Origin of the sequence: Streptomyces sp. XD-27 (assembly GCF_030553055.1) — a bacterium.
GTDB lineage: Bacteria > Actinomycetota > Actinomycetes > Streptomycetales > Streptomycetaceae > Streptomyces.
Map to the genome: position 1 here is coordinate 2,090,298 of NZ_CP130713.1, position 16,738 is coordinate 2,107,035.

25 protein-coding genes and 1 pseudogene are annotated in these 16,738 nt (G+C 70.7%); 22 read left to right on the forward strand and 4 right to left on the reverse strand.

The features are described from left to right. Positions 1-47: 47 nt before the first annotated feature. Positions 48-692, reverse strand: a complete 645-nt coding sequence (locus tag Q3Y56_RS08945) for a bifunctional 2-polyprenyl-6-hydroxyphenol methylase/3-demethylubiquinol 3-O-methyltransferase UbiG (RefSeq protein ID WP_304465530.1) — start codon at positions 690-692, stop codon at positions 48-50. Between the two features lie 110 nt (positions 693-802). Between Q3Y56_RS08945 and Q3Y56_RS08950 the strand changes: the two genes are divergently transcribed. Continuing rightward, positions 803-1,009 (forward strand): hypothetical protein, encoded by a 207-nt coding sequence (locus Q3Y56_RS08950; RefSeq protein WP_304461414.1) that lies wholly within the window; start codon positions 803-805, stop codon positions 1,007-1,009. A gap of 213 nt (positions 1,010-1,222) precedes the next feature. Then, positions 1,223-1,483, forward strand: a complete 261-nt coding sequence (locus tag Q3Y56_RS08955) for a hypothetical protein (RefSeq protein ID WP_304461415.1) — start codon at positions 1,223-1,225, stop codon at positions 1,481-1,483. 378 nt (positions 1,484-1,861) lie between these two features. Here Q3Y56_RS08955 and Q3Y56_RS08960 read toward each other — a convergent pair whose 3' ends face one another. Continuing rightward, positions 1,862-2,464, reverse strand: coding sequence for a hypothetical protein (locus Q3Y56_RS08960; protein ID WP_304461416.1), 603 nt, complete (start codon positions 2,462-2,464; stop codon positions 1,862-1,864). Between the two features lie 347 nt (positions 2,465-2,811). Here Q3Y56_RS08960 and Q3Y56_RS08965 point away from each other — a divergent pair, with 347 nt between their 5' ends. The 11 genes from Q3Y56_RS08965 (at position 2,812) to Q3Y56_RS09015 (ending at position 8,953) form a co-directional block, all read left to right on the forward strand. Beyond that, on the forward strand, positions 2,812-3,102 hold the full coding sequence (locus Q3Y56_RS08965; RefSeq protein ID WP_304461417.1) for a DNA-binding protein: 291 nt from the start codon (positions 2,812-2,814) through the stop codon (positions 3,100-3,102). Positions 3,103-3,168: 66 nt separating this feature from the next. Continuing rightward, the gene (locus tag Q3Y56_RS08970; protein ID WP_304461418.1) at positions 3,169-3,414 is read left to right on the forward strand and encodes a hypothetical protein; all 246 of its coding nucleotides are present in this window, start codon (positions 3,169-3,171) and stop codon (positions 3,412-3,414) included. Positions 3,415-3,445: 31 nt separating this feature from the next. After that, positions 3,446-4,477, forward strand: coding sequence for a YqaJ viral recombinase family protein (locus Q3Y56_RS08975; protein WP_304461419.1), 1,032 nt, complete (start codon positions 3,446-3,448; stop codon positions 4,475-4,477). Beyond that, complete coding sequence (locus tag Q3Y56_RS08980) at positions 4,474-5,385, forward strand: recombinase RecT (RefSeq protein WP_304461420.1); 912 nt, start codon at positions 4,474-4,476, stop codon at positions 5,383-5,385. The genes Q3Y56_RS08975 and Q3Y56_RS08980 overlap by 4 nt, the downstream gene beginning before the upstream one ends. Beyond that, positions 5,382-5,567: a hypothetical protein gene (locus tag Q3Y56_RS08985; protein ID WP_304461421.1), complete on the forward strand. Its 186-nt coding sequence runs from the start codon at positions 5,382-5,384 to the stop codon at positions 5,565-5,567. The genes Q3Y56_RS08980 and Q3Y56_RS08985 overlap by 4 nt, the downstream gene beginning before the upstream one ends. Then, on the forward strand, positions 5,564-6,517 hold the full coding sequence (locus Q3Y56_RS08990) for a mucin-2 (RefSeq protein WP_304461422.1): 954 nt from the start codon (positions 5,564-5,566) through the stop codon (positions 6,515-6,517). Before Q3Y56_RS08985 ends, Q3Y56_RS08990 begins: the two co-directional genes overlap by 4 nt. Continuing rightward, positions 6,514-7,239 carry a hypothetical protein gene (locus Q3Y56_RS08995; protein ID WP_304461423.1) on the forward strand — a complete coding sequence of 242 codons (726 nt, stop codon included), beginning with the start codon at positions 6,514-6,516 and terminating at the stop codon, positions 7,237-7,239. The genes Q3Y56_RS08990 and Q3Y56_RS08995 overlap by 4 nt, the downstream gene beginning before the upstream one ends. Before the next feature lie 58 nt (positions 7,240-7,297). Next, on the forward strand, positions 7,298-7,543 hold the full coding sequence (locus tag Q3Y56_RS09000) for a hypothetical protein (RefSeq protein ID WP_304461424.1): 246 nt from the start codon (positions 7,298-7,300) through the stop codon (positions 7,541-7,543). Continuing rightward, positions 7,540-7,725, forward strand: a complete 186-nt coding sequence (locus Q3Y56_RS09005; protein WP_304461425.1) for a hypothetical protein — start codon at positions 7,540-7,542, stop codon at positions 7,723-7,725. Before Q3Y56_RS09000 ends, Q3Y56_RS09005 begins: the two co-directional genes overlap by 4 nt. Next, positions 7,722-8,102 (forward strand): hypothetical protein, encoded by a 381-nt coding sequence (locus tag Q3Y56_RS09010; protein ID WP_304461426.1) that lies wholly within the window; start codon positions 7,722-7,724, stop codon positions 8,100-8,102. The genes Q3Y56_RS09005 and Q3Y56_RS09010 overlap by 4 nt, the downstream gene beginning before the upstream one ends. A gap of 44 nt (positions 8,103-8,146) precedes the next feature. Further along, positions 8,147-8,953, forward strand: a complete 807-nt coding sequence (locus Q3Y56_RS09015) for a hypothetical protein (RefSeq protein ID WP_304461427.1) — start codon at positions 8,147-8,149, stop codon at positions 8,951-8,953. Positions 8,954-9,129: 176 nt separating this feature from the next. Here the strand turns inward: Q3Y56_RS09015 and Q3Y56_RS09020 are convergent, their stop codons facing one another. After that, a complete protein-coding gene (locus Q3Y56_RS09020) occupies positions 9,130-9,513 on the reverse strand; it encodes a hypothetical protein (RefSeq protein ID WP_304461428.1) in 384 nt (127 codons plus the stop codon). A 692-nt stretch (positions 9,514-10,205) separates the two neighbouring features. On the opposite strand from Q3Y56_RS09020, the pseudogene Q3Y56_RS09025 reads away from it, so the two are divergent. The 6 genes and pseudogenes from Q3Y56_RS09025 to Q3Y56_RS09045 form a co-directional block, all read left to right on the forward strand. Continuing rightward, positions 10,206-10,313 (forward strand): annotated as a pseudogene (locus tag Q3Y56_RS09025) (helix-turn-helix domain-containing protein); the annotation flags it as partial. After that, on the forward strand, positions 10,314-10,643 hold the full coding sequence (locus Q3Y56_RS09030; RefSeq protein WP_304465910.1) for a hypothetical protein: 330 nt from the start codon (positions 10,314-10,316) through the stop codon (positions 10,641-10,643). 8 nt (positions 10,644-10,651) lie between these two features. Then, positions 10,652-11,248 carry a terminase family protein gene (locus Q3Y56_RS33400; RefSeq protein WP_369696723.1) on the forward strand — a complete coding sequence of 199 codons (597 nt, stop codon included), beginning with the start codon at positions 10,652-10,654 and terminating at the stop codon, positions 11,246-11,248. A gap of 32 nt (positions 11,249-11,280) precedes the next feature. Beyond that, positions 11,281-11,889: a terminase gene (locus Q3Y56_RS33405; RefSeq protein ID WP_369696724.1), complete on the forward strand. Its 609-nt coding sequence runs from the start codon at positions 11,281-11,283 to the stop codon at positions 11,887-11,889. A 68-nt stretch (positions 11,890-11,957) separates the two neighbouring features. Beyond that, positions 11,958-12,398, forward strand: a complete 441-nt coding sequence (locus Q3Y56_RS09040) for an HNH endonuclease signature motif containing protein (protein ID WP_304461429.1) — start codon at positions 11,958-11,960, stop codon at positions 12,396-12,398. A gap of 49 nt (positions 12,399-12,447) precedes the next feature. Then, positions 12,448-13,863 (forward strand): phage portal protein, encoded by a 1,416-nt coding sequence (locus Q3Y56_RS09045; protein WP_304461430.1) that lies wholly within the window; start codon positions 12,448-12,450, stop codon positions 13,861-13,863. On the opposite strand, the gene Q3Y56_RS09050 is transcribed toward Q3Y56_RS09045, so the two are convergent. Beyond that, the gene (locus tag Q3Y56_RS09050) at positions 13,864-14,013 is read right to left on the reverse strand and encodes a hypothetical protein (RefSeq protein ID WP_304461431.1); all 150 of its coding nucleotides are present in this window, start codon (positions 14,011-14,013) and stop codon (positions 13,864-13,866) included. It abuts the gene before it with no gap. 218 nt (positions 14,014-14,231) lie between these two features. Between Q3Y56_RS09050 and Q3Y56_RS09055 the strand changes: the two genes are divergently transcribed. Genes Q3Y56_RS09055 through Q3Y56_RS09065 form a run of 3 tightly spaced genes read left to right on the forward strand, consistent with a single transcriptional unit; the run spans position 14,232 to position 16,684 of the window. Continuing rightward, entirely contained in the window at positions 14,232-15,464 is a 1,233-nt protein-coding gene (locus tag Q3Y56_RS09055) for a phage minor capsid protein (RefSeq protein ID WP_304461432.1), read from the forward strand. Then, positions 15,461-16,516 carry a hypothetical protein gene (locus Q3Y56_RS09060; RefSeq protein WP_304461433.1) on the forward strand — a complete coding sequence of 352 codons (1,056 nt, stop codon included), beginning with the start codon at positions 15,461-15,463 and terminating at the stop codon, positions 16,514-16,516. The genes Q3Y56_RS09055 and Q3Y56_RS09060 overlap by 4 nt, the downstream gene beginning before the upstream one ends. 30 nt (positions 16,517-16,546) lie before the next feature. Beyond that, a complete protein-coding gene (locus Q3Y56_RS09065) occupies positions 16,547-16,684 on the forward strand; it encodes an Rmf/CrpP fold protein (protein WP_304465531.1) in 138 nt (45 codons plus the stop codon). The last annotated feature ends 54 nt before the right edge of the window (positions 16,685-16,738 follow it).

Sequence of the window (16,738 nt, forward strand, 5' to 3'; positions counted from 1 at the left end):
CCGCTCCCTCTCGGTCCGCCGAGAGGGAGCATCCGTTTGCCCCGCCGCTATGCCGGCCGCTCGAGGACCAGCTCGGTCCAGTGCACGTCGCCCCGGCCGAGGTGGTCGGGACCATGGCCGACGTAGACCGTGCGCAGCCCGTGGCGTTCTGCGAGCGCGGTGGTCTCGTCGGCGGGCACGTCGAACATCCGCCGACCCTCGGGCGGCGGACCGTGCCGCAAGGAGACGACCAAACGGCCGCCCGGGGCCAGCAGTTCGCACAGCCGCGGCATGGCATCGCCACGCTCGCGCTGGTCCATGTGCATCCACACCGCAGAGAGGAGGATCAGGTCGAAGGGCCCCGAGAGACGGGCCAGCCCCGGCAGGGAATCCTCCAGCCACGCGATCGGCTCCTCGGCGTGCAGCCGCTGTGCCACCCGCCGCAGTTCCGCGACCGGCTCGACGGCCACGACGTCGTACCCGCGCCGGGCCAGCGCGGCCGCGTCCCGGCCGGTGCCCGACCCGATGTCGGCGACCCGCGCCGGGGCGTGGGGCAGCAGGTGCCGCACCTCGCCATGGACGTCCTCGAACGTCACGCTCTCGTACTGCTCGGCCAGCGCCTCCGCCGCCTCGGCGTAGTACGGCTGCGCGCCGGCGGCGGGCGCGTACTCACGTTCCGCCCGCCCGCTCCGCTCGCCCTCGATGCTCGTCATCCCCGTCATACCCGCACCCTATGGCGCCCCAAGGGCGCGGGCACAGCGAACCAGAGGACACGGCGGCCGTCCCGGCGGGTAGAACCCTGTGAGAGACAGGAGGTGCCGCGATGGAGTTGGCGAATGCGGTGTGGGGTGGTCTCCTCGTAGCCGGGGTCGTCTTCGAGGTGTGGGCGCTGAACAACGGGACATCGGGAGACACGCTCTCGGAACGCGTACGGGCCTGGCTCCGCACGCACACACGCCCGGGACGCGCGCTGTTCGCGGTCGCGTGGACGGGGTTCGCCGTGTGGTTCCTGCTGCACATCCTGAACTGAGCCACCGCCTCCCGGACGATCAGCGCGATCAGCCCCCCTGGGCTGCGCAACGGAGGACGTCCACGGCTCCTCTGCTCTCGTCAGAGCCGCTCATTCCACCCCGTTTGGCCGATCTCTGCCTTGCTCGACGTGCCCGACCTCTCGCGGCATCGCAGGGTGGACAAGGTGAAGGGCGTAGCCCGCCAAGCAAGGAGATGAGAGGAAGGTCGAACGATGGCCAATGACGCCGATGCGAGCTTCGTCGACGCGTTCAAGGAGGTTCACACCCCGGACTCCTTTGCGCGGGCGCTCCTCGGGCAGGTCCTGCGAGCTGCCCCTGAGAAGATGAGCCAATCCGGCAGCGAGAGCGTCGAGTTCAACGCTCGGTTCACCGTGGCTCGCCCGGGCACGTATCGGACCAGCACACAGAGCGTCGGCGTGTGCATTTGCGTGATTATCGACGGCTGGGAGATCTGCGCTTGCGTGGAGATCTGAGCATCAGCGGCCTCTATCGTTCCGGATCCTGAACGCCGGAAAGGCGTAACCGTGCTGGTCACGGGCCCGAGGTGATCACCTCTGGCGATCACCCCAGGAGGCGGCGGACGAGTCGGCCTGTACGCCGGGTTCTGTCCACCGAGGGGGCACGCACCTCGGACGGCGATCACGTTGAGGCTCTGACCTGCAACGGAACCCCTCCCAGCATCTTTCAGCGGCTCACGCCGCCTTCCCGTACGGTCCCCCCTCAGACCTCCCTCAGCTCCCGTACTCCCTCAGAACCCCCTCAGGGAGTACGGGAAACGCACAGGTCAACGGACAGAAAGGCCGCCCCGCACGGTGAGTGCGGGGCGGCTCTGTACGTCGCAGCGCGTGGTGTCAGTCCTCGTCCATGGCATCCAGAATCCGTGCCGCATCGTCGGCCGCCGGCCCTTCCCCCTCGGCATGCGGGCGGTATGCGGCGAGGGCATAGCGCCGCTCGGAACGGCCACCGCCGGCACCGCTGGGCAGCGACCCCAGGAGGTCCTGTACGGCCCGCTCGTAGGCGTCCCGGGCGCGCGGGTCACCGCCGAGAGCGACGACGTCACGACCGAATTGATAGACCACCGGCAGGGCCTCCAGGATGTCTGAGCGATCCGGCGCGGAGCGCTTGGCCTCGGCCAGGAAGCGGCGACCTTCGCTGTCGACTCCGGCCACGTCCGGTCCACTGTCGAGGACCACGGCAGGATCTTCGCCGGCCAGAATGCGGTCCGCCCACCCGGGGCGCCAGCCCAGCGCGGCCACGGCCAGCTCCAGAGACGGCGGCTTGTCACGCCTCTTCGGGACGACACCGTATTCCAGGTTGGCGATGCTGCGCGGGGTGACCTTGCCGCCGCGCTGTTCGACGAGGTCAGCCAGCTGTTCACGGGTGAGGTGCCGACGGTCGCGGTCATCCCGGATCGCCCGGCCGAGCACAGCCCACTTTTCGGGGTCGCGAGTCATGGCGAAGTCTCCGCTCGACGCAACAGGAAGCAACGACAGGAAGCAAGCTACCAAGGCTGCCCTCACTGGGACAGACACAGCCCACTTCTTGCCTTTTAGTTCAATTTACTTCCGATTCTTTCTGCTCTCAGGGTTGCCCATCTCGACCTCTGCTTCCTATTCTTTCCTGCGAAGGTCTGGACGGCCTTCGTCAACCGGATCGAAGCCCTCCCCTCGTAGCTCTCCCGGATCGAGAGGGATCTGACCGACTGGCCCTGACGCGCTCAGGCCACTCGCTCTCGCTCTACATGAAGAGCAGAGGACCCGGGCCGCGATCGCAGAGATCACCCGCCGAGAGGACCGAAGTGATGATCGAAGTCGAGCCGGATGAGTCTCCGCATCTCACCGTCAAGCAGCTCGCCAAGCGGTGGCACACCACACCGCAGGCGATCTACATGATGCGCCACCGCAGGAAGGCCCCTCGCGGTTTCAAGCGTGGCCGGGAGGTGCTGTTCCCCCTCGCGGATGTCGCGCAGCACGAGGCCGCCGCTCAGGCCGATGACCCGAAGTCGAATCCGGACCTGGACCCCACCCGCATCGCCCCTGAGTCTGCGAGGCCGAGGCGCCGCCGTATGACGCGGCGCTCCCTCGCGGCTTGAACAACGGATGCCCCCCGAGCGCCAGCCCTGGGGCGCCCCCAACCCGAGAAGGGAATGGAGCAGACCGTGACAGACCAACCCAGCCCGCAGACGCTCGCCAACCAGAAGCCGTCCATCGCGGCTCTGGCAAGCCTGACGGAGATTTTCGGCCATCTTCCGATGCCTTACATCACCGTCAGCACCACTGGCCCCATGGTCGGCCTCCAACTCCCCACACCGTGCGACTTCAAGACATGGCGCGAGGGGCTCCAGGTCAAGCCCTGCTCGGTCACCCTGAACACCTACTCAGCGCTCGGTACATCGGGGGCGTGAAGTGACCTCCGCCGATCAGGAGTCTGTGACCATGACGCCGACCGGTGTCGTCGTCGCCCCGCCGAGTCTCGACCGTAAGCAGTGGCTCGCCGCGCGCCGTACAGGGGTTGGCGGGTCCGAGGTCGCCGCGGTGCTGGGCATGAGCAGGTACGCCTCGTCGCTTGAGGTCTACCTCGACAAGGTCGGCGAGATGCCGCTCGACTGGCCGCAGTCGCCCGAGCTCGCCGAGGCTGCGTTCTGGGGCCTGGCGCACGAGCCGACGATCGCCGCCGAGTTCGCCCGGCGGACCGGTCTCCGCGTCGTCGAGGGCCCGGGGATGCTGGCGAACGTCGAACGTCGTTGGATGCTGGCGAACGTCGACCGGTACGTGCTCGACGAGGGCGAGTCGACGCCGTCGAGCCTGCTGGAGATCAAGACCCGGTCTGCGTTCCAGCTCGACGAGTGGCTGCTCGGCGTACCGGACCAGCCGGCCCTGCAAACGCACTGGTACCTCGCCGTGACCGGCTACGCGCACGCGCACGTCGCCGCGCTGCTCGGAGGTAACCGGCTGATCATTCACCGCGTCGAGCGCGACGAGCAGCTCGTCGAGCACCTCGTGCAGCTCGTCGGCGACTTCTGGCAGTGCGTGCAGGATCGGACGCCGCCGCCCGTCGACGGCTCCGAGGCGACCGAGGAACTGCTCGGCCACCTCTACAAGGTCAAGACGGACGCTGTGACCGTCGCCGATCCGGCCGAGGTCTTGCCGCTGCTGGAGCGCCGCCGCGAGCTCAAAGCGCGCGCGGCGAGGACCGCCGACGAGCTGCGCGAGGTCGACAACCAGTTGAAGGCCACGGCAGGCGAGGCCGAGGTCGTCAAGGTGCAGGGCACCGTCGCCTACACCTACCGGCAGAACGGCCCGCTTGCGGCGAAACGATTCGCCGCCGCGCACCCGGACCTCGCGCGCCAGTACATGCACCGCGTCGACGCGCTCGATACCAAGCGCCTCGCCGCCGAGCACCCCGACGAGTTCCGGGCGCACCGCGCCCGACGCCTCGTCGTTCCCGAGGAGAGCACCGCAGCGTGAGCACCAATCTTGCCGAGCGCGTCGCGAACCGTCGCAACTCCCCCGCCCGCCAGCCTGCCCACCGCGGCGCCGCCGCGCAGCAGCCCAACCTCGTGCAGTTCGTGCAGTCCATGCGCGGCGAGATCGCCCGCGCGCTGCCCGCGCGCGTCGCCAGCCCCGAGCGCATCGCCCGTATAGCCCTTACCGAGCTGCGCAGGGTCGAGCACCTCGCCGAGTGCACGCAAGAGTCGTTCGGCGGCGCGCTGATGACCTGCGCGCAGCTCGGCCTCGAACCGGGCGGCGCGCTCGGCGAGGCGTACCTGCTCCCCTTCTGGTCGAAGAAGGCGCGGGCGTATGAGGTGCAGCTCGTCATCGGCTATCAGGGCATGATCCGCCTGTTCTGGCAGCATCCTGCCGCCGCGGGACTCGCCGCGCACGCGGTGTACGAGAACGACGAGTTCGAGTTCGAGTACGGTCTCGCCCCGGTCCTGCGGCACAAGCCGGCCCGGTCCAACCGCGGGCGCCCGACGCACTATTACGCCGTCGCGACCATGGCGAACGGGGGCTCGGCGTTCGTCGTGATGAGCGTCGAGGAAGTCGAGGCCATCCGGCAGCGCAGCAAGTCGCGCGACTCCGGCCCGTGGTCGACGGACTACGACGCGATGGCCTGTAAGACCGTGATCCGACAGCTTTTCAAGCTGCTGCCGAAGTCGCCCGAGCTCGCCCGCGCGGTCGCCCACGACGAGGGCGTGCGGCGCGATACCTCGCCCGAGGGGCTCGACGTTCCGCCGGACTACATCGAGGGCGAGGTCGTCGAGCAGCAGCCCGCCGCGGCCACCGGGCAGGGCGTGGTCGAGGACGTGCCCGCGGAGTTCGTCGGCTGGCCCGAGGCCGCCGAGCCGGCCGCCGCGGAGGCTGCCGCGCCGTGACTCCAGCGCCGGCCATCGACTACCGGTGCCGGTACTGGGACGGGACGGGGCGCCGCTACTGCGGTGCCCCGGGCGCCCGCCGCTATCTGCCCGGCTATCGCTGCCCCCTCCACACCCCCTCGGCCGTCGCCGGCCGCCCCGAACCCAACACCCCCGCGTCCAGGAAGGAGCCGGCCCCGTGACGTGGTTCAAGATCGACGACAGCGCGCACATGCACCCGAAGTTCATCGCCGCGGGGAACGCCGCGCTCGGTCTGTGGCTGCGCTGCGGCGCGTTCTGCGCGCAGCACCTCACTGAGGGCACCGTGCCCGGCACCGTCGCCAAGCAGTACGGCACCGCCCCGCAGGCCCGCAAGCTCGTCGCGGTCGGGCTGTGGCACGAGCGGGGGCACGACTGCCCCAGGTGCGCGCAGCCCGAGGCCGGCGACTACGTCGTGCACGACTATTTCGAGGCCGGCCGCAACAGCACCCGGGCCCAGGTCGAGGCCAACCGCGTCGCCGCCGCGGAGCGCAAGGCCAAGAGCCGAACGCGCGGAAATGCGACCCGAATCGGCGACGAATCGCCGACGAATCGTGCGCGAAACGAGCGCGGATCGTCGCCGAACGGCGAGCGAAACGCACCCTCGTTTCCGGACGGAAGCGCAGGTCAAGAGGGGGTGTCACAGCGTGACACCGTGGATGGCGTCACAGGCTCCCAAGCCAGCACCAAGCCTTACCCCTCTACTTCCTACGGAAGTAGAGGACAACAAGCTAGCCCGGACGAACCGCGGATCGCCGAGCCCGTACGGCCTCTCGTCGACGCCATGACCGCCGCGCGCATGGTCGTCTCGTGGGAGCTCGGGCCGGCCGAGTGGGTGCTGCTGCAAGCCCTGATCGAGCGTTGTGGCGTGCAGGTCCTCGTCGACCACGCTGGCAGCGCATGGCAGGGCGCCCGGACCCGGCCGCGCAGTGCCCGGTACTTCCTGCCCGGCTGGCGCTCCCTTCCCGCCATGCCGCCCCGCGCCGCCGACTCAACCGGCCGCGGCTCGAACGTCGTTGCTCTGCACGGCTCGCGCCCCTCGACGACCGATCAGCGCGTACGCGAGGGCCTCGACCTCGCCGCCCGACTGCGTGAACAGGAGGCTGCCCAGTGACCCCCGCAGACGCCGCCGAGCTACTCGCCCACTGCGCCGCGTTCGACCGCCGCACCATCGGCGAGGCCGACGCCCGCGCATGGGCCCGCGCGCTGCACGACGTGCCCCTCGACGACGACCTGCTCGACTCCGTCGCCGAGCACTACGCGCACACCGACAAGTGGATCACTGTTGCCCAGGTGCGGGAGATGCGCGCCCGTATCCGCGTCGGCCGCATCGACGCCGCGCACCCGGTCTACGACGGCAACCCGGACGAGACCGGCGAGCAGTTCGTCGCCCGCCGTCAGGCGCAGCTCACCGCGGCGGCCGAGGGTTCCCTGCCCGCGCGCACCATCACACAGGCAATCAGCGCCGCCCGGCCGCGGGACGTACGCGCACTCGTCGCTGGCGTCGGGCGCACCGTCGAGCCGGCCGAGCCGCGCCCGTACATCGACCCGACCACCCGTGCCGAGCTGCGCGCATCGCTGCCCAACCAGCGGGCCGCCCTCGTCGAGCTCACCGTCGCCTGCCCGAACGAGCTGTGCCGCGCCGCGGTCAGCCGCTGGTGCAAGTCCTCGCGCGGCGCCGAACTGCGCACCACCGTGCACGGCCGCCGACGCGACGCCTACGCCACCGAGCACACCACCTGTCCGGAGTGCGGCGCCCCGCCTCGCCAGAACTGCACCACCACCGAACCGCACCCCGCCCGCATCCGGGCCGCCGTACTGGAGGTCGCCGCATGACTGGTCGTCGGCACCACACCACCAAGAACGCCCGCCGCACCGCCGGAGGACGCCGCCGATGACTCCAGCAGCCGCACGCGCCGCAATCGCCGCCCACCTGACCGACGAACTCGACGTGCAACCCCACCTCGCCACACTCACCGCCGCATCCCTCCTCGACCGCCTCGCCATCGACGGATGGGAGATCACCAGCACCCAGCACGCGCGACCGGTCGCGCCTCGCGCGCGGGAGTCCTCGCGCGCTCGGCGCCTCGCCGCTCGCCTGCTGCGCCGTGCCCGTACGGACGGAGACAACGCCCGATGACCGTCGACCCCGTGCTCGCCCTGGTCGCGCTGCTCGCCCCCGTCGCGGTCACCCTGCTCGCCCGCTTCACCGGCCGCCGGCCGCCCGGACCGCTGTGCCGTGCGGACCCGAGCAGGAGCGCCCGCCCCTGCACGCAACGCTGCCCCGCCTGTACCGCGCTGACGAAGGAGCGCCACCGATGACCACGCCCGCCCACATGAGCAGCCGCCGCGACCGCCGCGCCACCCGCGAGGCCGAGCGCAACGCGCGCCGCGAGCGCATCCGCATACTGCTCGCCCGTGCCGACCGCGGCGTGCTCACTGCCGAGGACGCCGCCCAACTGCGCGGCGACGTCGAGGCCGAGGTCACCGAGTGCGACACCCACCGGCGCAGCGCCGGCGGACAGCAGGCCGCGGCCATGCGGCTGCACCGCCGAGTCGAGGCAGCCGAGCAGGCCATCGTCGAGTTGGAAGCCGAGCGCGACAGCGTCGCCCGGGACGCCGCGGGCGCCCTCGCCGCACCCGGCCGCGACGGGACGGCCCGTCCTGCGTTCGACAACGAGGACCAGGCCGCCGCGTAGCCGCACTCGCCCCCACCCGCCGAGCCCATCGAGGAGAGAGACCCGTGCAGCACCCCGTCGCCAACCGCACCGCCGCCCGCCTGCGCACCATCCGTGAGCAGTGGGGCGCCCTGCTCGCCGCCATCGAGACGCCGCCCGCCCCCTCGACCTGGCCGCCCGCCGAAACCCGCGCGTTCCTGCACACCGGGACCGCCGACGAGGGCACCCTGCTGGTCCTTGACCGGGCACCGCTCGTGCTCCGCGAGCACCCGGCGCCCGCCAACCTCGACGCACTCGACGCCGCCATGTACGTCGAGCGGCAGGTGTTCGACCTTGCCGACACCCTCGCCGCGGCCGTGCAGCACACCGCCGTCGACGACCCCCGCAGGTGGACCTACCAGGACCCGGGCGCACCAGACGCACGCACCGCCGCTGGCTCCCGCGCGCACGGGCTGCATTGGGCCGCCCTGTACGTCGAGGGGCGCGTGCTCAACGAGGACACCGAGCCCGAGCTGCTCGCCGACGGCACCCTCACATCGGCCCCGTTCGCCGTCCTGCCCGAGCACCTGCTGCACGAGGCCGCGCAGGTGGCACGAGCGTGCGAGCAGCGCGTCGCGCGCATCCTCTCCGCGGACGCCATCACCGGGAGCCGGACCCTGCCGACGCCATGCCCGTCGTGCAGAGGCGCCCTGGTGGTGCGCGCCGCGCCAGCCGAGCCGCCGACCGTGACCTGCCGTACGGGCGCAGGGTGCGGAGCGGACACCCGCCAGGACGCCCGCGGACGCCGCGTGTGGGAGTGGCCAGCCTGCCTGCCGCTGCTGCTGCTCAGCGCCGGGCAGACCGAGGCGGACGCCGCCCGAGACGCTGCGTAGGAGAGGGGCGCCAGCCGGGCCAACGGGGGTAGGCCGGCTCGCGCCTCTCTTGAGCGTTAGCAGTACGCCCCGCCCCCTCAGCGGGGCATTCACATATCCGCTGGGAGGCAGCGTCGCGGCCGGGCTGGTCGTCGACCCCTGGCACAATGCAGGCCATGGATATAGGGGGTTCGGCATCAATTGCCGCCGTGGGAGCCGTAGTTGCCGCCGCACTCGGGGCATGGGGGGTAGTTCGCGCAGCCAAACACAACAGCCGGGCGCAGCGCAGCGGCCAACACGAACACTGGCGGCGACAGGGGCGCCGAGAGGCTTACGCCGCCTTCATCGATGTCGCGACGGATTACAACTCGATTGCTGCGCGGGCAGTCAGTCTCGCGTGGACACATGAACAGCGGACTCCCGAACTGCAAGCCCTCCTCGACCGCGGCTTCGAGCTCGACGACCCCCTCGTCAAAGCAACTTCTGTCATCAAGATCGAGGGACCCAGGGAGGTCGCCGCAGCAGCGGCCGAGCTGGCTCGCGCCCTGCAATGGCGCCTTCACGACGCTAAACGCCGACATGAACCGATCCATCCACTACCGGGCAACGCACCGCCGCCGCCACCGCGAACGCTGCCCCCCGGACCTGTCACCACAGAGATGAACACCTTCCACGCTCTGGCGCGCCTCGCACTCGACGACCCCAGTGCAGCTCTTGGATAGGGAGGCATCCGGCGCGGCGACGCCCCTTCATCAAGAGGTTGCACCGTTGCCATTTCGTGACCTAATGTTGGGGGCGTCTCCGGCGTGCTCGGAAACGGCCCCGACTTGTACGCCCCACCGACTCCCCCTCGGCGGGGCGTACGCATGTCTACGCACACGACGGGTGCTGGCGAGGCCGACTGATCACAACGGGAATGGCTCCGCCGATGACCGTTAAGAGGACAGCCAGACGCTGAGGATCAATCCAGGGCGCTGCCACAAGCACGATCACGATGACCAGCCAGATACCTCCCCCGCCTGTCGCTAACGGGTGTTGAATGGGTCGGGTCAGCGACCGCCGCGCCGAGTTGCGCCCTGTGTCCGTACTTCGCCTCACTCTTGATCTCCTGTCCATGCAGAACCGTTCTCAGGCCGGGGCGGCCGCTCCCGAAGGCAGATAGAAGCAGTGGTCACGGGTGGCGCACCAACTGGCGTTGGGGCGCGAACCCTGGCGAATGGTCGCGTGCTTGTTGACACAGAGGAACCGCTCCGAGTGACCAACCGGGGGTGTCTTGTCGTCACCGATTACAGACCGCGACCGTGAGCAAGTCCGCCGACTGCATGCCGAGGGCAAGTCACGTAACGCCATCGCCCGCGCAATCAGGCGCAGCGCCGCCACCGTGAGCAAGATCGCCCGCGAGGAGGGGCTTGCGTTCAGCGGCGGCGCCCGTGTCGCGGCAGCCACCGAGGCACGGCGAGCGGATGCTGCCGCACGGCGCGAGCTGCTCGCCGACGAGGCCCTCGACGGTGCCCTCGGGCAGGTCTCCAGGACCGCCGGCGCCGAGTCCGCCCGCGATGCCCGCGACCATGCCACCGCCGCCCGCGCCCTTACCGAGGTGCACGCCCGCGTCGCCGAACTCGCCCGGCAGACCGGCACGGGAAGTAGGGGCGGCTCGATGCTCGACCGCCTCGCCGACGCCCTGCTCGCGCCGGACGGGGGTGGCGGATAGGGGGTGTGATGGCCGCGCCTCTTCCCCTGTCCGACAAGCAACTGCACTCGATCCGCGCCTCGTTCGGCGCCCGCATCTCCTGCTGGCACGGCAGCGTTCGGTCGGGAAAGACCATCGCGAGCCTGCTCGCGTTCCTCATCTCCGTACGGCGCGCACCGGCAACCGGCTTGATCCTGCTGTGCGGGCGCAGCTTGCAGACGATCGAGCGCAACATCATCGAGCCGTTGCAAGACCCCGAGCTGTTCGGCTCGGACGTGGCCGCGGAGGTCCGGCACACCCGCGGCGCCACCGTGGCGAGCATCCTCGGCCGTACGGTCCATCTGATCGGTGCCTCGGACGCCCGCGCGGAGGGCAGGCTGCGCGGCGCCACCGCCTCAGTCGCCTACGTCGACGAGGCCACCCTCGTGCCCGAGGCGTTTTGGACGCAGCTACTCGCCCGCCTGTCCGTGCCTGGGGCGCGGCTGCTGGCGACCACCAATCCCGACGGGCCTCGGCACTGGCTCAAGACCGGGTACCTGGACCGCGCGGGCGAGCTCGACCTCGCCGACTTTCACTTCCGCCTAGCCGACAACCCCTCGCTATCCCCGCGTACGTCGCAGCGCTGACCGCGGAGTTTTCGGGCCTGTGGCGCCGCCGCATGATCGACGGCGCATGGGTGATCGCCGAGGGTGCGGTATTCGACATGTACGACGAGCAGCAGCACGTCGTCCACGAGCTGCCCGCGATGCGCCGCCATTGGGTGGGCATTGACTACGGCACGAGCAACCCGTTCTCCGCGATCCTGCTCGGGCTCGGCGACGACGACCGCCTGTACGCGGTCGCCGAGTGGCGGTACGACTCCCGCGCCCGCCGCCGCCAGATGACCGACGCGCAGTACTCCGCCGCGGTCCGCCGGTGGCTCGACGGGCTCGGCGTCGTCCCCGAGTGGACGTTCATCGACCCGAGCGCGGCGAGCTACTCGGCACAGCTGTGGAGCGACGGGCACCCCGGCGTCGCCCGTGCCGATAACTCTGTGCTCGACGGCATCCGCAGCGTGTCGAACGCGCTCGACGGGGGCCTGCTGTACGTGCACCGGTCATGCGAGGGGCTCCTCGGCGAACTGCCGGGCTACGCGTGGTCAGAAGAGGCCGCCGCCCGCGGCGAGGACCGGCCCATCAAGGCGAACGATCACTCGGTCGACGCCCTGCGGTACGCCGTTCACTCCATCGCGCATGAGTGGCGCCACCTGCTGGCTCAAGCCGCGTAACGACCCAACCGCCGCCCCGGTCGCCCCCGCCCGGGCGCCGGGGCTTTGTCACGCCCGAGGGGGCCGTCATGCCGTGCGACTGGACCGACCGTTTCCTCGCCCGCGTCACCGACACCGAGCGTGGCTGCTGGGAGTGGACCGGCACCCGCGACAGGAACGGGTACGGACTGATGTGCATTGACGGCCGTCGTCGCTCCGTACACCGCATCGCGTACGAGGCCGTGCGCGGGCCGATACCGGTCGACTTGGAGATCGACCACCTGTGCCGCACGAGGGCGTGCGCGAATCCTGACCACCTCGAAGCCGTGCCGCACCGGATCAACGTGCTGCGTGGTGTCTCTTTCGCCGCCCGCAAGGCACGGCAGACGCATTGCGTCAACGGCCACCGGCTCGACGCTGTCACTATCTACCGCGCGCCCAACGGCACCCGGAAGTGCCGCATTTGCCGCACAGCGGCGAATGAGCGATACCGACGTCGCCGCCGGGGGGTGGCCTGTGCCGCTGCCTGACAACAATGTCCCGTGGCCGCCGCCCCAGCTCGCCCGTCTCTATGGCGAGATGCGTGTGGATGACGCCTGGTACTCCGGTGACCCGCAGCGCCTTGCCGAGGTCTACCAGCTCCAGCAGCACCGCGAGGACGGGCGGCGCCGGCTGTGGGCACGCCGCCGCCAGCAGCAGCCCGGTAAGCGCGACGGCCGGCTGCACATCCCGCTCGCCGGCGACATCGCCACCGCGAGCGCCGACCTGTTGTTCAGCGAGCCGCCGACGTTCACTGTCGAGGACACCGCCACGCAGGACCGGCTCGCTGACCTCGTCGAGGCCGGCGGCATCGCGAACACGCTGCTCGAAGCGGCCGAGGTCGCCGCCGCGCTCGGTGGCGTGTTCCTACGCATCACATGGGATGCGTCGCTCGCCCCGCGCCCGCTGCTTACCGCCGTGCACGCCGATGCGGCCGTGCCTGAGTTCCGGTTCGGGCAGCTCGTCGCCGTCACCTTCTGGCACGAGCTCGCCTCGGACTCCGCCACCGTGTGGCGCCACCTCGAACGGCATGAGGTCGGCCGCATCCTGCACGGTCTCTACCAGGGCAGCCCGGATCGGCTCGGCACCCGCGTGCCGATCACCGAGCACCCCGAGGTTGCCGCCCTCGCCGACTCGCTCGGCCCCGAGGGCGACGCGATCGAGACTGGCATTGCCGAGCTCACCGCCGCCTACGTCCCCAACGTCCGACCCAACCGCAGGCATCGCGGATCGCCGTTCGGACGCTCGGACTACGCCGCCCCGCTCCATGACCTCATGGACGCACTCGACGAGACATGGTCGTCATGGCTGCGCGACATCCGTCTCGCCCGCGCCCGCCTGATCGTGCCCGACGGGTACCTGCGCGACCACGGACCGGGCAGGGGCGCGAGCTTCGACGACGACCGGGAAATCTGGGCGCCGCTGAACATCCCGCCGACCGAGCAGGGCGCGGGCATCACCTTGTCTCAGTTCGCGATCAGGGTCGCCGAGCACCAGTCGACGGCCGACTCGATCGTGCAGCAGGCCGTGCGGTCCGCCGGATACTCGGCGCAGACGTTCGGCCTCGGCGACCAGGGCGGCGCCGTCACCGCGACCGAGATCAAGGCGCGCGAGCGCCGCTCGATGATCACCCGCGACAAGAAGTCGCGTTACTGGCAGCCCGCGCTCGCCGACATGCTGCACGTCCTGCTCATGCTCGACCGTGCCCTGTTCACCCCGGGCCTTGTGCCCGAGCGCCCGCGGATCACCTTCGGCGACTCCGTCAGCGAGGACCCGACGACCACCGCGCAGACCCTTTCGCTGCTCCAGCAAGCGCAGGCCGTAAGCACCGACACCAAGGTGCGCGCCCTGCATCCGGACTGGGACGACACCGCAGTGCAGGAAGAGGTCGACCGCATCCTGACCGAGACCGGCCAGGCCGTGCCGGACCCCATGCAGTCCGGCGCTCTCGTCTAGCTACCGCGCCCGGAAGATCACCGCCAAGAGCCGTTCCGCCCGTGCCCTGATCTGTGGCTCGGGGTGCGCCATGGCCACGGCGAGCAGCACCGTAACCAGAGCAAAGAAAGGAGTCGAAATGGCTGCGATCTGCGCATCAATTCCCATCATGCGGAGACAGTACAAGATGTCACGAATCCACTAATTTACCCACACGTGCGCGGGGCGTTAAGTTATATGCGTCATCCGCCAACAGGCATGCTGATCAGGCATGTTGAGGTACGTAACTCGGCCACCCCCGGCCGAATAAGGACCGTGTCACACCTCACGCAGTCGTCGCGATTCTCACTTACGCGTTCCTCGCTTAGCGGGATATTCCGGGGGGTGCCATGCCGATTCACCCCGGGATGGTCGAGGACCTCTCGGCCGGCGTGCGTGACCTGTACGCGGACGCCGAGCAGCGGCTGCTCGGCATCGTCGCTCGGCGGCTCGCCGAAGGATTCGAGGCCCCGGGGTGGGCCACTAACAAACTCCGCGACATTCAGGCCCTGCGCCGCGCCGCGCAGGGCGTCGTCGACGCGCTCGGCTCCGCCATGCAGTTGGAGGTGTTCGACGCCGTCGCCGAGGCGTACAGCATCGGCGCCCGTGCAGGGCTCGCCGAGCTCGGCGCCGGGCACGACGACGACCTGCGCCGCATCGCCGAGACCACTCCGAACACGAGGGCGGTCGACCGGCTCGCCGCCGAGACCATCGACCTCGTCACGCAGACCCACCGAGGCATTCTGCGCGGCATCGAGGACGGGTACCGGCAGGTGATCGCCGAGGTAGCCGGTACGCCACTGCTCGGCGTCGACACCCGCCGGCAGGCGACGCAGCGCGCCATGGAGCGGTTCAGCGACCAAGGTCTGCGGACGTTCGTCGACAAGGGCGGGCGCGCGTGGCAGATGACCTCTTACGCCGAGATGGCGACGCGGACGGCGGTCGGCAGGGCTGCGGTCGAAGCGCACGGCGACCGGCTGCGCGCCGCTGGCCTCGACCTCGTGATCGTCTCCAACGCCCCGCACGAGTGCCCGCTCTGCAAACCGTTCGAGGGCCAGGTGCTGAGTCTCGATGGGCCCGACGGCGCCCGCACGGTCGAGGTCGAGCACGCCGCCGTCGACGGTGAGACCGTGCGCGTGAAAATCCTCGGTACGGTCGACGAGGCGCGGCGCCGCGGACTCCAGCACCCCAACTGCCGCCACTCGTTGAGTGCCTACCTTCCCGGGATCACCCGGGCTCCGGTCGAGCACTCCGAGGACCCTCACGGCTACGTAGCATCACAGCGCCAGCGCGCAATCGAGCGCGGCATCCGCAAGTGGAAGAACCGGGCCGCCTCGGCTGTGACTCCCGAGGGCAAGCGCGCGGCCGAGGCACGCGTGCGTGCCTGGCAGAAGAGGCAGCGCGAGCACCTCGCCGCGCACCCCGAACTCATCCGGCGGCGCGAGCGCGAGCAGCCCGGCGCCGGCAACCTCCCCCGAGTACCGGCACGGCGGGACGCCCCGGCACCCCGACCGGCCCGGGCTCGGACCCGTACGAGGCCGCGCGCGTCCGCTCCGGCGACGCGCACACCCTGCCCGAGATGAGCGACGAGCAGCTCGGCGCCGCCATCCGGCCCGGCATCCTCGATCAGCGCGACCTCGACCGCATCCGTGCGGAAGCGGACCGGCGCGACGAGCAGGCCCTGCTCGACCGCATACGCCCCGGCGGCCAGCTCGCCGACGACCTCTCGCCGTTCTCGGATACCGAGCTCGGCGGCGTGCTGCGCCACCTCGACGACGAGCAGGTGCTGCGCGTGGTCGCCGAGATGGACCGGCGCGACGTCGCTGCCCGCCTCCCGGAGGTACGGCCCGAGCTGGTCGGCCTGTCCGACGAGCAGCTCGCCCACCGCGCGCGCCGCGCCGATGCGGGCGAGCTCGCCGCCATCGCGGCCGAGGCCGACCGCCGGCAACTACTCGCCGCGCTGTTCCCCGCGGGGCAGCTCTCCGCCGGCCTCGCCGGGTTCGGCGACGACGTGCTCGGATGGGCCGTGCGCTACGCCTCGCCGGACGAGGCCGCACGCATCGCGGCCGAGCTGGACCGCCGGTATCCCGTCTCCCCGCCCACTGTGGCTACGGGTGGCACGACGGCCGACTACCTCGCCAACCGTGCCGCGCTCGACGACGCCATGCAGCCCGTGCGCCTGGAGGACCCGCAGCCCGCGGACCCCGACGAGTGGGGCGCATACGGTCGCGACGTCACCGAAGGCCCGGACGGGACCGAGCACATGTCGGCCGTCGAACGCTGGGCGTACGAGAGGGAGCTCGCCGACCGCGAGGCACAGATCGCGTACACCCGCGAGGAGATACGCGCGATGTACCAAGAGCACATCTACTTGCAGTGGCTCGCCGCCGAGGACGCCACCCGCGGACACCTGCTCAACCGCCGGGCCGAGGCCGCCGGCGTCGACCCGCGCAGCCTGTTCTCGGGGCCGTCGCACGTCGCCTACGCCCGCGCGTCCGAGGACCTCATACGGTGGTGGGACGAAGTATCGCCGCGCATCACGCTCGCCGAGTTCACTGAACAGGTAACCGGCGTGCGCAGCGCCGCGGCCGAGACCGCCCGGCATTCCGGCAGCGACCAACGCCGCAAGCAGTAGGGGGCACCCATGGGCTTTCGCGAAGACGCGATGCGCGCACACCAGGCCGGATACGCCGCCGCACGCGCCAGCCGGCCGCCGACCGACTGCCCGCACCCCGCTGACTCGCCGCTGCGCCTGGCGTGGGTGCGAGGCTACGTGAAAGGCCAAGTCCCCAGCGATACCTAACAGACGACGCGCCCAAACTGCGAGACCTGTTCGTCGCGCTCCTGAGCAGTAAGG

Excerpts from the sequence above, each read along its gene's own strand:
- Q3Y56_RS09060 (WP_304461433.1), top strand. The coding sequence starts at position 15,461 with ATGAGCGACGAGCAGCTCGGCGCCGCCATCCGGCCCGGCATCCTCGAT.
- Q3Y56_RS09005 (WP_304461425.1), top strand. The coding sequence starts at position 7,540 with ATGACCGTCGACCCCGTGCTCGCCCTGGTCGCGCTGCTCGCCCCCGTC.
- Q3Y56_RS08945 (WP_304465530.1), bottom strand. The coding sequence starts at position 692 with ATGACGAGCATCGAGGGCGAGCGGAGCGGGCGGGCGGAACGTGAGTAC.
- Q3Y56_RS09065 (WP_304465531.1), top strand. The coding sequence starts at position 16,547 with ATGCGCGCACACCAGGCCGGATACGCCGCCGCACGCGCCAGCCGGCCG.
- Q3Y56_RS09040 (WP_304461429.1), top strand. The coding sequence starts at position 11,958 with ATGCCGTGCGACTGGACCGACCGTTTCCTCGCCCGCGTCACCGACACC.
- Q3Y56_RS08960 (WP_304461416.1), bottom strand. The coding sequence starts at position 2,464 with ATGACTCGCGACCCCGAAAAGTGGGCTGTGCTCGGCCGGGCGATCCGG.
- Q3Y56_RS33405 (WP_369696724.1), top strand. The coding sequence starts at position 11,281 with ATGATCGACGGCGCATGGGTGATCGCCGAGGGTGCGGTATTCGACATG.
- Q3Y56_RS08955 (WP_304461415.1), top strand. The coding sequence starts at position 1,223 with ATGGCCAATGACGCCGATGCGAGCTTCGTCGACGCGTTCAAGGAGGTT.
- Q3Y56_RS09020 (WP_304461428.1), bottom strand. The coding sequence starts at position 9,513 with ATGTCGGCGTTTAGCGTCGTGAAGGCGCCATTGCAGGGCGCGAGCCAG.
- Q3Y56_RS09010 (WP_304461426.1), top strand. The coding sequence starts at position 7,722 with ATGACCACGCCCGCCCACATGAGCAGCCGCCGCGACCGCCGCGCCACC.
- Q3Y56_RS09050 (WP_304461431.1), bottom strand. The coding sequence starts at position 14,013 with ATGATGGGAATTGATGCGCAGATCGCAGCCATTTCGACTCCTTTCTTT.
- Q3Y56_RS33400 (WP_369696723.1), top strand. The coding sequence starts at position 10,652 with ATGGCCGCGCCTCTTCCCCTGTCCGACAAGCAACTGCACTCGATCCGC.
- Q3Y56_RS08965 (WP_304461417.1), top strand. The coding sequence starts at position 2,812 with ATGATCGAAGTCGAGCCGGATGAGTCTCCGCATCTCACCGTCAAGCAG.
- Q3Y56_RS09045 (WP_304461430.1), top strand. The coding sequence starts at position 12,448 with ATGCGTGTGGATGACGCCTGGTACTCCGGTGACCCGCAGCGCCTTGCC.
- Q3Y56_RS09000 (WP_304461424.1), top strand. The coding sequence starts at position 7,298 with ATGACTCCAGCAGCCGCACGCGCCGCAATCGCCGCCCACCTGACCGAC.
- Q3Y56_RS08950 (WP_304461414.1), top strand. The coding sequence starts at position 803 with ATGGAGTTGGCGAATGCGGTGTGGGGTGGTCTCCTCGTAGCCGGGGTC.
- Q3Y56_RS08975 (WP_304461419.1), top strand. The coding sequence starts at position 3,446 with ATGACGCCGACCGGTGTCGTCGTCGCCCCGCCGAGTCTCGACCGTAAG.
- Q3Y56_RS09055 (WP_304461432.1), top strand. The coding sequence starts at position 14,232 with ATGCCGATTCACCCCGGGATGGTCGAGGACCTCTCGGCCGGCGTGCGT.